Origin of the sequence: Pseudoalteromonas sp. MMG024 (genome assembly GCF_021654175.1) — a bacterium.
In the GTDB taxonomy this organism is placed as follows: Bacteria; Pseudomonadota; Gammaproteobacteria; order Enterobacterales; family Alteromonadaceae; genus Pseudoalteromonas.
The window spans coordinates 20,081-32,932 of record NZ_JAKFZO010000002.1; the positions used below are offsets into that span (position 1 = coordinate 20,081).

Consider the following 12,852-nt stretch of genomic DNA (forward strand, 5'->3'; position numbering starts at 1 on the left):
TCTTTGTTACTTTAATTTAACTCGCTGGCAAGATTGAAATAATTTTACTTTCGTTTTTATTTCGGTCATTTATGGTTAAGTAAATAGTGCCATTTGGCGCGGTAACCACATCACGAATACGCCCTAAACCTTTCAGAATAATCTCATCTTCAATTACCTGATTATTTTCAATACGTAAGCGATGCAATTGCTTTTTCGCTAGGCTGCCAACAAACAAGTCGCCCTGCCAATTTTTAAACACATTTCCGGTATAGAAGTTAATACCAGCAACCGCAATTGATGGCGTCCAATGGTGAATTGGCGACTGCATACCTGGTAATTCTGTGTGTTCGGTGATTGGCGTACCGTTATAATTCATGCCAAACGTTACTTTTGGCCAACCGTAGTTCACACCTTTGGTGATTAAATTCAGTTCATCTCCACCGCGTGGGCCGTGCTCTGTTGACCATAAATGTCCAGTTGTTTGATTAATGGTTAAACCTTGTGGGTTACGATTACCATACGTCCAGATTGTTTGTTGGGCGCCCTTTTCATTGTAAAACGGGTTATCTTTTGGAATGCGTCCATCTTTAAATATGCGGTGTATTTTGCCGTTCTGCGTTGTAATGCTTTGCGCGTCATTTTGATGGCCTTCATCACCGTTAGTAAAGAACAAGTAGTCACCTTGAATAGCGAAACGCGAGCCAAAGTGCCAGCCGCGATTTATACGGTTGTCTGGCTTCGCCTCAAATAAGGTTTGCTCTGAAACCCATTTACCCTCGCTTATCTTGCCGCGCACAATTTTAGTAAAGGCAATCTCGTCACCGTTATCGTTTTTTCCAGCAGCTTGGCTAAACGACAAATAAATCCACCCGTTTTGGCTATATTGTGGGTCGGGATATACATCAAGTAAGCCTCCTTGACGGTTATGCCATACCTCAGGAATGCCAATTACTTGCGTTTTTTTGCCGTTTTTCGACATCATCCACAGTTCACCCTGGCGAAGCGTATACAGTAAACTGCCGTCCGGTAAAAAGTCCATCGCCCAGATTATTCCTTCGCTGGTCAGAACTTCTTGTGTCGTTAAGGTTTGATGCTTTGTGGTGAATACTTTACCAAGAGATGATGCAGGCGCTTTTTGCCTTTCTACTTTAGCCCCCGCTTCGCGAATATATACAACAAGCGTTCGTACTTGTTCATCGCTTAACGTTTCACCAAATGCTGGCATGCCAACTTTTGAGATACCATTTTTAATAGCATTGGTTAATGCTTTATCAGTGCCACCTGTTAGCCATGTGTTATCAACTAGCGAAGGCGCCATTGCGCCCATCAGCGTTTCGCCATGGCAAGACGCACAAGTAGATTTAAACAATTCTTCAACTTTTGCCTGTGATGGCAAACTTGCAATGCTTGCTAACATTACTCCTAAAATCGGTAACTTATTCATTTTTTGATACATATTATTATTTCACGGTAGATCGGATGCACGGTAATTACAGTATAATGTGCCGAGTTTCTGTTTTCAGTCAAGATGCGTTTAAAGGTTTATTTCGTGCGAGAAGTGTTTAAAAAGTCGTTAGTTGTTTCATTATTAAGTGTTCATTTTACATCATTGGCCGCGCAAAATAGTCAGAGTTTTGCCGATATTGAAACCATAGTAACAACCGCGTCGCGCGCCAAGAAACGCCATTTTGATCTGATTGGCAATACCAGCCTTATAGCAAAAGATGCGGTTGCTACCATTAACGCAGAGCACTTAAATCAAGTGTTAAGTTTAGCGTCAGGGGTATGGTTAAGCCGTGGTAATGGACAAGAATCATTGCTTTCATTGCGTTCGCCTGTGTTAACAGGAGCAGGTTCTTGCGCTGAATTTTTGATGTTAGAAAATAACATTAGCCTACGGGCACCCGGATTTTGCAATGTTAATCAGTTATTCGATAGTCATTTTGAAATAAGCGACCGCATTGAAGTAGTAAAAGGCAATAATTCTGCACGTTATGGTTCAAACGCAATCCATGGCGTAATCAACATTAATAATACGCTCTACGCCAGCGAAAATCAGCTCGCACTAGACGTAGGCAATGATGATTTTTACCGGCTAAATGCAACGGCAAGTAACGATTTTGACAATATGCAGTTAGGTGTTGGGGTAACCGTAACGAGCGATGGCGGTTATCAAATAAGCTCGGGTTATCAACAGCAAAAACTATCAGTCTCAGCACAACATCAGCTCGGCAATTGGCAAACAACACACCATTTTAGTGTAACTAACCTAGAACAAGATACCGCAGGTTATTTACAACAAGGCGAAAATGCATATAAAGATAAATCGCTGTTAAAAATTAATGAATTTCCAGATGCCTATCGCGACAGTGTCTCTATGCATTACAGCATGCAAAATAGCGCTGAAATAAACAAGGCCCTATGGCAACTAACGCCCTATCTACGATACACAGATATGACGTTTTTAATGCACTTTTTACCTGGAACGCCTATTGAAGAGAACGATCACCATAGCATTGGATTCCAGTTATCTCGCTATACAGAAGTTACGGATGCTTTGTCGCTCAAATTAGGTAGCGACCTCGATTTTACCCAAGGTTCGCTACAACAATATCAAACAGATGACACAATATCAGATTCGGCATTTTTAAGGGCGGTACTGCCTAAAGGGCAACATTACGATTACACGGTTAATGCAAAAAATTACGCGCTTTATGGTCAGCTTGATTATCAAATAGCAGCTGAACAGAATGCTTTTTTAGCGCTTAGACATGATATTACTGAATACGATTACGATAACGCATTAAGCACAGGTAATTTAAAAGAAGATGGTACTGCGTGTGGCTTCGGCGGTTGTCGATACACTCGCCCCGCTAATCAAACCAATCGCTTTAACGATACAAGCTACAGCCTTGGCTATTCTTTAACGCTAAACGACAATACGATTGTATTTGCTAAACTAGATAACAGCTTTAGAGCACCACACACCGCCGAGCTTTATCGCCTGCAGAATAATCAGCAACAAAATGACATAACCAGTGTCGACGCAAACCAGCAAGAGCTTGGCCTGCGTTTTCAAACAGAAACGGTATTCGGTGAGCTTGCGTTTTATCATCTAACTAAGAAAAACGCGATTTATCAAGATTCAGACAGACATTACCTCAATGGTTTATCGACTCAGCATCAAGGGCTCGAGTTTGATCTCACCTGGCGCCTTAGCGACACATTTAAAACGCGTTTGAATTCAAGTTATGCAAAACACACCTATGAAAATAACCCAACGAATGGGCAGCAGCTCAAAGGCAATGAGATAGATACCTCTCCGCGCTTAATTGCAAACCTCATTGTTGATTGGCAAATAGCGCAAAACATAACCAGTCAGTTTGAACTAAGGCATCTTGACGGTTATTACTTAGACGATAAAAACACGCAAACATACAGTGGGCATACGGTTTCGAATTTACGTGCAAAATGGCAAATCAACAGCAATTTCTCGCTCGCATTTGCCGTACTTAATGTATTTGATACACGTTTCGCTGAAAGGGCAGACTATGCGTTTGGTAATCACCGTTATTTTATTGGCGAGCCACGCAATACCAGTGCAACTTTGCGTTATCAGTTTTAAATTACAACCGGTGCTTTCGCGTAAACTTAGTTAAAGCCGTTAAGCGCATTGAACTTAGTAACTAATTCTGGCGTATAAACGTTAGGTATTATTCGGAGAGCACAATGACACGTAAAGAGGTTAAAGTTCCTAGTTCACGCTTGAGTAGAGCGAGTAAGTTTGGTGGGTTATTAGCAAAAGTTGCAACCAATGTTGCCTACAATGGCACCAAGCAACTATTTAGTGGCAATAAGCCGTCCGTGTCAGATCTCGTTTTAACGCCCAGTAACTTGCAAAAGTTAACCAATGAGCTTGCCGCAATGCGTGGTGCTGCAATGAAGTTAGGTCAACTTCTTTCGATGGATGCAGGTGAGCTTATTCCACCTGAGTTGAGCCATATTTTAGCAAAACTACGAGACAATGCACACGCTATGCCACACAAGCAATTAGTCACTGTGCTTCGTGACGCTTGGGGTGATAATTGGGTTGATAATTTTGCTTATTTTAATCTAAAACCCTTTGCCTGTGCATCTATCGGGCAAGTGCATATTGCCAACGACGATAGCGGAAAAAAGCTCGCGATAAAGTTACAATATCCGGGTGTAAGTAACGCCATAAAAAGTGATGTTGATAATCTAGGGCGTATTTTAAAGCTCTCAGGCCTTATCCCAAAACAGGTTGATCTCAACACGTTACTTGAAAAAACAGCCGAGCAGTTAATCAATGAAGCAAACTATCAACTTGAGGCAAGCTACATAGAAACGTTTAGCGATAAACTCGACAATACACAGTTTGCTTTACCTAACGTTTCCCCTTTAAGTACACAAACCATTTTAGTAATGAGTTTTATTGAAGGTATGCCGATTGAACAAGCGGCGACACTGCCAGAAGAAACTCGAAATCACATCGTAAAGAGCTTATTTTCGCTGTTTTTTGTTGAATTATTTGAGTTGAAGCTGATGCAAACCGACCCAAATTTTGCCAATTATGTGTTTAATAACGAAACACAAACCATAGGCTTACTGGATTTTGGTGCGACCCGAGAGATTTCACCGACTATATCTAATGGATATTTATCGCTTTTTACAGCGCTAAGTAACCAAGACAGCACTCAAATCGAAGACGCAGCCCGTACCATTGGCTTTTTTAAGCAAGATATCGACACTACATACCTTGAGCAAATACTGGCGCTTTTTAACATCGCGTCAATGCCATTACGATTTGATGGCGAGTACAACTTTGCAACTTGTACTATCGCAACACAGTTACGTACTCAAAGCGTTACAATTAATAAACGTAAAGACCAATGGCACACACCACCTGTTGATGCCCTGTTTATCCATCGTAAAATCGCAGGATTGTATTTAATAGCGAAGCGTTTAAACGCAAAAGTAAACGTCAAACAGCTGTTTGATAAATGCGCGTAAGAAGCCAAAAAACAAATTTAAAGAATCAATAAGCGCTATAGCGTAAAGCGGTTTAGTGCATCACTTACTTTATGGCCGAGCTCATTTATCTGACGAATATTTTCACTTAGTGCCGTTAGTTCATCACTATTTTGTTCTGCACTGTGCTCTACTTCCTGCATACGCGTAACGATGTCTTGCGCCATGGCACTTTGCTGCGCACTTGATTGATCTATTTGGTTACTTTTGTCTGCCAAACGCGACAACCCTTGCTCAATTAAATCGACTGCACCTGTAAGCGCTGCGCTTCGCTCAGTACACGTCAGCGCAGCCTCTTGCCCTTGGTTAATAGCGCGCTGCGCATCGCTGGTACCGCTTTGTAGTGCGGTTATCATTTGTGCTATTTCTTTTGTTGATTCTTGCGTGCGCGATGCTAATAACCTGACCTCATCGGCAACGACGGCAAAACCACGTCCCTGCTCTCCTGCACGCGCAGCTTCAATGGCAGCATTCAGTGCTAGCAAATTAGTTTGTTCAGAGATTGCTACGATAGTATCTAGAATACTGCCAATATTACTCGATTGGTTTGACAACTCAGCCATCAACGCAACTGATGTATTTAAGTTTAAAGCAAGCAGTTGTATTTGTTCTCGGTTTTGCGTTGCCAAATTGAGCACAGCATCGCTTTGCTCACTTGCTTGATTAATATCTTCAGAGCTTTCTTTGGTCTGTGTGTTTACTGTATTAGCGCTGGTATGTACATCTTCTGCAAGTGCCGTGGTGTGTTTTGCCCGTTCAATTTGTTTTTCGGCATTGTGCGAAACAGTTGCACTTCTTGCTAAGGAATTTTCAAGGCGCGACTCAAGTAATGCCACTTGCGCGAAAATATCGGTGATCAGCTCTTTTAAATTATCAATAACCCGATTCAATTTATCGCTTACTTCACCAAATTCATCATCGTTAATCTTGCGTGCATGACGCGAAAAATCGCCGCCAGCAACTTTTGTAAGTGTATGATTTACATAACCTAACGGTATTACAATCGCGCGTATCGTTAAGGTAGCGATAATTGCAGCAACCAATAAAAAAACACCAGCAATGACCATAAGTAACAACTGATTTTCATCTATTTTTTCATCTGCTAATTGTTGATAACGGTTTACTAGTTCACTGGCGCTTTTTTTTATGGTGTGAATTGAACTGTTAATTTCTTCAGAAAGCGCTTCTACGCGATTGTAGTCTTGTTCAAAATGATTGTACTTAGCAAGCTGTAACATCTGTTGTTGATACAAATGTCCGGGATTATCAACGTTACCGTTAAATACAGCCAAGTTTTGTTCAAAACGCGTTTGAAAATCACCGCTTTCAATATCTGTGAGCTGTTGATTGAGAAAATTGTAGTTGTCTTTGATATTTGCCAGTAAAAACCGCGTATCGTTTTGATGTTTAACTTGCGTTTCAGTGTCTAAAGTTTGACTAAGTGCATTGGTTACTTCAGTTAAATTAAACAACATGTCATCGATGCGGATCGCCGTGCCCATTACTTCATCTAACAGGCGCGAACTTAATCCCGTTAACGTTTCTAAGTCATATAATAATTCAGAGCTTTGTGAAATAAGCTCTAGCTGCTTTTCAATCAAGGTTTTGTTTGTTTTTTTAGCATTTAAATATGCAATTTTGTTATCAGTTAAACTTTCAGACGCCTCTATCAATGCAAGTGATTGGTTATTTAGTTTTTCAAGGTCGATGCTGTAATCTGCAATACTACTTGAAAGTGCTTGTTGTAGTTGATTTTTAAGTGATTGATTTTGTGTTCTGAATTTGTCTATAACATTTAATTTGTTGGCACCGTAAATTGCGTTAGCGTTTTTTGTGTAGTTGAGAATAAGCGTTTGAATGTCATCGGCACTGCGTTGTACTGGTAAAGCCTGCTCTTTAATATTTAAGTAAGCACGCTCAATATTCGACAAAGACATATAAAAAAACAGGCAAACACCCGTAAGCAAAATGCCCACTGATGCAAAGCCAAAAGTAATTTTTTGTTTTACTGTAAAAACCATTAAAACGCCCTACTACTTTAATAACTCGGTTTAAGTATAACGTAATATTTATAAAGTGATTTTGTTTTGAAATGAAACGAAAATACGCCAACTAATGTTGGCGTATTTTGACATCATTAAATTGACGGACGAAATAACTTCTGAGGTGTTTGTAATACTAATAAGCGACTTTGATCTTTCAGTACCATATTGTTTAAACGATAAGACGAATAACGTGCCTGAGTGGTAAATGGTAGCGATAGTGAATCGTCACCGTTTAACTCTTTTGCCATTTCAACCGTGGCTATATCGTAAAAACGCACCCCATCGTTACTACCTTGTAACGTTGCTTGTAAACTAAAACGCCCCGCATCATTTACCATCAATGGCACCTTAGCTTCAATATGCGATTGCGACGCACTAAATGTCACATTAGGTAACGCCTTTGCTGTTTGTTTAAAATTAACAAATGGAATTTTAAGCGAACGCTTAACTGGCATATTAGCGCGCTGGGCATCAATTTGAAGTTCAAGCTCATACAGGCCGTTGATTGCACCAAAATATGCCAGTGCTTTATCAAAGTTAAAGTGGTTATTGCTAATATCCACCGTTACTTTTTCATTTGTTGGACTAATCAGCTTAGCTGACATCGTTTTGATTTGAATTGCGTTATCAGTAAACGAAAGCGATTGATATCCCAGTTTATTTGCTCTTTGAGTAGAGCGGTTACTCGCTGCAACGGCAAGAACAACATCACTGTGCTTTTCCTTTACATGCACTAAGTATTTCGCATCATCAATCAGGTATTGATTTGTTTTTAGCGTTAGTTGTTGTAGGGCGTGTTGTGACTTTACCTTTAGCGCTACACTGCCATCAGTAAAGCCAGCATCATTCATTTCTTTTTGCGCAAACACTTGCTCTACCTGTGCGCGATAGCTCTTTGTTAATACTTTAGAATTGGGCGTTAACGACAATGCACTCACATCAAGCGGTTCAATAAATTGTGTGTTTGCCACATCAAATTTAGGCGCCACGCGAACAAAACTATTCTGAGCAGAAAATGGTAGCTCGACACCTTGCTTGAGCGCTTTGCCGGATATTGTCATCCAATATTCATCGCTTTTTAATGCTTGTTGTAACTTCTGCTCAACAGCTGGTTGTACTTTTTTAAACTGATAAACAACCGGTTCAGCATAGAGTGAAAATGACGATAGTAAACTTGCACAAAGCGTTAATACAGTAAAATGTTTCATAACTAGATCTCCTTAATTCGATTACGTAGTAGGCCATCTAAATTGAAACATTTACGACGACTTTGATGATGACTTAAAGGCTCACTGCCACGTGTTTTATTTTTATCTTTAAACCACACACTGCCCGCAAGCGATTGCGAACTACATTCTAAAAATCCGTCAGAACAGTCATCTAACCAGTTTTGTGTAACCTCAAGCGCCACTTGATATTGATAGCCTCCACAGTAACTATCACCATCCCAAATTGCCGAATCAACATCACTACCTACAACCGCCTCAAATGCAGAACTAAGTGCCGGTCGATTAGGTGTACCATATAACCAATTTTGATTGTAATGTGCCATCCAACCAACTTGCTGCTGTTTCACAGCGTCACTGTCGTAACCTAAGATCCAGCCAAGGGTTGTTTCAAATGAATTACCTGCGGTTACCGCATCGGCTAAAGGTGTACCACCAGACGACGGTGCAAGCGCGATTGTCTTTTTGACCGTACTTATAATAGTGACAAAACGGCTATCCCAGGTTGGATTAGATAAAATCCAACGCACAACATTACCGCCATTTGAGTGTGTAATGAGTGTTAAGGACGTAATGTTTTTACTATTTATAAAGTTAGTGAGCTGCTCTGCCAAACAACCTGATGCTCGCGTATCCCACATATAGCGATCGAAATCGCAATTGATCACCGTGTAATTGTTTGCGTTACTTAACCCTTGCCTCACTGAGTTTACAAATTCACCCGTCCAGTAGTCATTATATGCATCTGTTTGACTTCCAGTCCCATGAATAAATGCCAGCCCATGACTTGCCCAAAGAGGTGTGCTTGCGTACAACAACACCGCATAAGCTATTATTTTCGTTATTTTCATACTGTGTGTTCCTAATTATTATTTGTGATCGGAGGAGCGACCTCCGATCACAAAATAGCCAATTTAGGTACAATTACAACATTTTTTTACACTTTATTAACAATCAGTATGATTAGGCTGATTGTTATTACATAAATATGAAAGCTGAGTTATATATTCATAACCATTTGATATAGCCGAACGAATCGTTTGTATTAAATTTGACGTGGAAAACACACTGTTTTGTTGATAAAAGACGCTAAATCCACTAACTATCTTTAACGGAATCCATTACAACATGAGTCGTTATGGTCGCGACCTGCTCGATATCACCTAACACATTGGTGTGAAATTGCTTATAACTTTTCAAATCTTTGGTTTCTACTCTTAAAATATACTCAAACGCACCGGTTACGTTGTGGCATTCAAGCACTTCTTTTGAAAACGTTATTGCCTCTTCAAATTGCGTTTGCGCTGTTTTAGTGTGCACCGACAAGCCTACCGTAATAAATGCTTTAAAGCCTATCCCTAGTTGCTCGGTGTCAATGGTCGCTTTATAACCTGTGATAATCTTTGCCCGCTCAAGCTCTTGTACGCGGCGTAAACAAGCCGATGGCGATAATCCAATTCGCTCAGCCAATTGAATATTGGTCAAACTACTGTCGCGCGATAACTCAAACAATATTTGTTCGTTAAATTTATCCATATCTAAATTTTATTGTGCCATCTGATTTTATTAGACAATATAAAACAGCAAATTGCGCAATAAGTAAATTACTCTATTAAAAAAGGAGTCCACTATGAATACTGAATTACTTATTGCACTAATAACATTTTGTTTTGTTTCATCTATCACCCCAGGCCCGAATAACTTAATGTTGTTGAGCTCAGGGTTAAATTTTGGTCTGCGCCGTTCGATTTCGCATTTGTTAGGTGTTGCCATTGGTTTTAGTGTGATGGTGCTATTGGTGGGAATTGGCGTAAGTCAGTTATTTCAAGCCCTACCTGCAAGTTACACCGTATTAAAATGGGTAAGCATCGTCTATTTATGTTACCTCGCATACAAAATCGCTAATAATCATACTATTGATGAAGTCGCATCGGATGCGAAACCATTAACCTTTATGCAAGCTGCGCTTTTTCAATGGGTCAATCCAAAAGCGTGGACAATGGCGTTAAGTGTAAATGCAGTATATGCCAGTGATCAAAGTCTACAATCTGTGATGTTAGTAAGTGTGGTGTTTTTACTTATTAACTTACCGTCTATTGGCTGTTGGTTAGTATTGGGAAAAAGTTTAAAGCAACTTATTGCCTCACCCATTAAAATACGTTTGTTTAATTGGCTTATGGCGGCACTATTGGTTGTATCGGTTATACCTATGCTTTAATCCCCTAGTTACTAGAGGTGTATTAGCGCTTTTGAGCATAATACATTCAAAGTCATGAAGAAATAACAACAGAACAAACGGGTAACTTGGACTTTCTGGCAGCGTTTTCTTGGCGTTTAGCTTTGTTAACTAAAGCGATAACCGCTCTACTTTATTTCTTAAGCAAACAAACAAGTTTGGAGATCGCCATTAACGGACCCCCCCCTCAATAGTTTACGGTACATGTATCAACATTCTGTTTGTCGCAATAGTGAAAACCTAAATAAGTAAATTCTTGCTCAGGTTTCACATTGTGTTTTAAATACTGATACAAATATTCCGCGCCCTGTTTTCCCATATCAAACGGTTTTTGGCCAATATTGACAGTGGAAAGCCCCTTAGATAATGCACTCAATTGCAATTCTTCGGTATCGGCTGAGACAATCACAATATCACCTGATTTAATCTTAGACTTAAACTGATTAAGCTGGTCAATGTAACGTGGATTAAACTGAGCAAATCCCGCTACGGCGATAAAAACCGGCGGCGCATCGAGTTTGATCTTACCTACTAACTGACTGAGTGCTAGGCCTCGTTTACCCAAGCTGTAAACTGGGCATAATTCATGCTCTTGCCATTGGTAGTCATCATTCAAACGCTGTAAACTTTGGCCACTTAACGCATGGCGCACACCTTTGATTCGCTGGTTTAAGTTTGGCGTAGATGGATGCCCAGACTGCAGGCACACAGAGTTTGTGTGTTTAATGTTATTTTTAACGTATTCGCCTAGGGCAACACCAAAATCGAAATTATTAGTACCAACATACGCTAAACGGTAATCATGATGTTGCGGTAACAAATCAGAGTCAAAGGTAATAACTGGAATATCAAGCTCAAATGCTCGCTTAAGGGCACCATTTACTAAGTAATCAGAATCAGTAACCGAAATGAGTAACGCATTTACTCCGCTTTCAATCAGTCGGTTAATTTTGAGCGTTTGACCACGAATATCTTGAAAGTCATCAGCGCCTTCGTAAATACATCGTAAATCTGGGTGATTTTTAGCGACAGACTCACACCCTTTAAATGATTGGATATAAAAACTATCATTTTTGGTTTTACCGATAACACCAATTGTGTAGCTGGCATTACTGGTAAAACTAAATAAAACTAAAAATAAGTTGAATAAAAACAACAACCAAAAACTACTATTTTGTGCTTTATTCCGCATGGAGATGACTACAATAAATTTAAAATACAATCTCAGTATAGAAGCATCATTGTGTTAAATTAAACAGTTATTTACGATTTTTTTAACTTTCATTCATTTTTGAATAATAACCAATCAAAAGTGGCGTTAAAAACGAACAAAAATAAAACAGCAATGATAATAGGTGCCAATACATTTTTTACAAAAGAGTGCCTGACAGACATTACCCATTTATTACAATCCAAATAAATCAACTCAAATCAATTTGATTGTTCACTTTTGAATCAAAATACTCACAATTTAAACACATAAAAAGATTGATCTATATCAATGATGGGATTAGTATATTTTAAAGTTTCAGAAATTATTGAAAGTTTAGAATGTTACTAACACCAAAAATCGAAAGTTTTGTAATGCATTGCGGCGAAATGGGCAGCCGTTGGGGATTTAACCGCACAATCGGTCAAATCATGGGTTTATTGCTAATGAGTGAAGAACCTCTTAGCGCTGTTTCGTTATCAGAAACCTTAAATATCTCGCGCGGTAACGTTAGTATGGCAATCAAAGAATTACAGTCGTGGCGCTTAGTATCGGTAATTCATAAGCCTGGTGACCGAAAAGATTACTATGCACCCGCTGGCGATATTTGGGAATTAGCAAACCGAGTATTTGAAGAGCGCAGAAAAAGAGAGATGGACCCAACCCTATCTCTTTTGCGCGCTTCAATCATTGATGAACCCGCTAATGCAGAAGAAGCGTATGCACAGGACAAAATGTCTGAGCTGCATGACTTGCTTGAAACCATCACCGTTTGGGCAAGTGAGTTACAAAGCATGAGTCCTGAGAAGCTGACAACACTTATGAAGCTCGGCTCTGGTGTTGTTAAGGTACTCGATTTTAAAGATAAAGTTTTGAAAAGCGGTAATAGTAATTAACCGCTTTTTTTGTGCGCACTGAAAAAGTGCATATGTCGTCGTGTTGCTATTTAATTTTTGTTTTATTGAATACCGGAAGAAGTATCGCAATTAATAAACAAGGTGCTACAAGGCTCAATTTCCCCTTTGTTGTTTGTATACAATGGCAAATACAGCCCAACCAGTACACGTTAACACTTGCTAACGAAATCCGTGTTTCAAGAACCAT

At 39.6% G+C, this 12,852-nt stretch carries 10 protein-coding genes; 4 read left to right on the top strand and 6 right to left on the bottom strand.

Features of this window, described 5'->3' with window-relative positions; translation table 11 throughout:
* Window positions 1-16 precede the first annotated feature (16 nt).
* Window positions 17-1,426 carry a PQQ-dependent sugar dehydrogenase gene (locus tag L1068_RS01890; protein ID WP_237128817.1) on the bottom strand — a complete coding sequence of 470 codons (1,410 nt, stop codon included), beginning with the start codon at window positions 1,424-1,426 and terminating at the stop codon, window positions 17-19.
* A gap of 105 nt (window positions 1,427-1,531) precedes the next feature.
* Between L1068_RS01890 and L1068_RS01895 the strand changes: the two genes are divergently transcribed.
* Window positions 1,532-3,607, top strand: a complete 2,076-nt coding sequence (locus tag L1068_RS01895; RefSeq protein WP_237128818.1) for a TonB-dependent receptor — start codon at window positions 1,532-1,534, stop codon at window positions 3,605-3,607.
* Between the two features lie 104 nt (window positions 3,608-3,711).
* Window positions 3,712-5,013 carry an AarF/ABC1/UbiB kinase family protein gene (locus tag L1068_RS01900; RefSeq protein ID WP_237128819.1) on the top strand — a complete coding sequence of 434 codons (1,302 nt, stop codon included), beginning with the start codon at window positions 3,712-3,714 and terminating at the stop codon, window positions 5,011-5,013.
* A gap of 35 nt (window positions 5,014-5,048) precedes the next feature.
* On the opposite strand, the gene L1068_RS01905 is transcribed toward L1068_RS01900, so the two are convergent.
* The 4 genes from L1068_RS01905 to L1068_RS01920 all read right to left on the bottom strand — a co-directional run bounded on the left by L1068_RS01905 (window position 5,049) and on the right by L1068_RS01920 (window position 9,838).
* Complete coding sequence (locus L1068_RS01905; protein WP_237128820.1) at window positions 5,049-7,052, bottom strand: methyl-accepting chemotaxis protein; 2,004 nt, start codon at window positions 7,050-7,052, stop codon at window positions 5,049-5,051.
* A gap of 116 nt (window positions 7,053-7,168) precedes the next feature.
* Window positions 7,169-8,284 (bottom strand): DUF4785 domain-containing protein, encoded by a 1,116-nt coding sequence (locus L1068_RS01910; protein ID WP_237128821.1) that lies wholly within the window; start codon window positions 8,282-8,284, stop codon window positions 7,169-7,171.
* A gap of 2 nt (window positions 8,285-8,286) precedes the next feature.
* Window positions 8,287-9,153 (bottom strand): hypothetical protein, encoded by an 867-nt coding sequence (locus L1068_RS01915; protein ID WP_237128822.1) that lies wholly within the window; start codon window positions 9,151-9,153, stop codon window positions 8,287-8,289.
* A 247-nt stretch (window positions 9,154-9,400) separates the two neighbouring features.
* Complete coding sequence (locus L1068_RS01920) at window positions 9,401-9,838, bottom strand: Lrp/AsnC family transcriptional regulator (RefSeq protein WP_054978748.1); 438 nt, start codon at window positions 9,836-9,838, stop codon at window positions 9,401-9,403.
* Window positions 9,839-9,932: 94 nt separating this feature from the next.
* Between L1068_RS01920 and L1068_RS01925 the strand changes: the two genes are divergently transcribed.
* Window positions 9,933-10,520, top strand: a complete 588-nt coding sequence (locus tag L1068_RS01925; RefSeq protein WP_237128823.1) for a LysE family translocator — start codon at window positions 9,933-9,935, stop codon at window positions 10,518-10,520.
* Between the two features lie 205 nt (window positions 10,521-10,725).
* Here L1068_RS01925 and L1068_RS01930 read toward each other — a convergent pair whose 3' ends face one another.
* Window positions 10,726-11,730, bottom strand: coding sequence for a substrate-binding domain-containing protein (locus tag L1068_RS01930; protein ID WP_237128824.1), 1,005 nt, complete (start codon window positions 11,728-11,730; stop codon window positions 10,726-10,728).
* 359 nt (window positions 11,731-12,089) lie between these two features.
* Here L1068_RS01930 and L1068_RS01935 point away from each other — a divergent pair, with 359 nt between their 5' ends.
* Window positions 12,090-12,644, top strand: a complete 555-nt coding sequence (locus L1068_RS01935) for a MarR family transcriptional regulator (protein WP_100915291.1) — start codon at window positions 12,090-12,092, stop codon at window positions 12,642-12,644.
* Window positions 12,645-12,852 lie beyond the last annotated feature (208 nt).

Excerpts from the sequence above, each read along its gene's own strand:
- L1068_RS01910 (WP_237128821.1), bottom strand. The coding sequence starts at position 8,284 with ATGAAACATTTTACTGTATTAACGCTTTGTGCAAGTTTACTATCGTCA.
- L1068_RS01890 (WP_237128817.1), bottom strand. The coding sequence starts at position 1,426 with ATGAATAAGTTACCGATTTTAGGAGTAATGTTAGCAAGCATTGCAAGT.
- L1068_RS01915 (WP_237128822.1), bottom strand. The coding sequence starts at position 9,153 with ATGAAAATAACGAAAATAATAGCTTATGCGGTGTTGTTGTACGCAAGC.
- L1068_RS01935 (WP_100915291.1), top strand. The coding sequence starts at position 12,090 with ATGTTACTAACACCAAAAATCGAAAGTTTTGTAATGCATTGCGGCGAA.
- L1068_RS01920 (WP_054978748.1), bottom strand. The coding sequence starts at position 9,838 with ATGGATAAATTTAACGAACAAATATTGTTTGAGTTATCGCGCGACAGT.
- L1068_RS01900 (WP_237128819.1), top strand. The coding sequence starts at position 3,712 with ATGACACGTAAAGAGGTTAAAGTTCCTAGTTCACGCTTGAGTAGAGCG.
- L1068_RS01930 (WP_237128824.1), bottom strand. The coding sequence starts at position 11,730 with ATGCGGAATAAAGCACAAAATAGTAGTTTTTGGTTGTTGTTTTTATTC.
- L1068_RS01925 (WP_237128823.1), top strand. The coding sequence starts at position 9,933 with ATGAATACTGAATTACTTATTGCACTAATAACATTTTGTTTTGTTTCA.
- L1068_RS01905 (WP_237128820.1), bottom strand. The coding sequence starts at position 7,052 with ATGGTTTTTACAGTAAAACAAAAAATTACTTTTGGCTTTGCATCAGTG.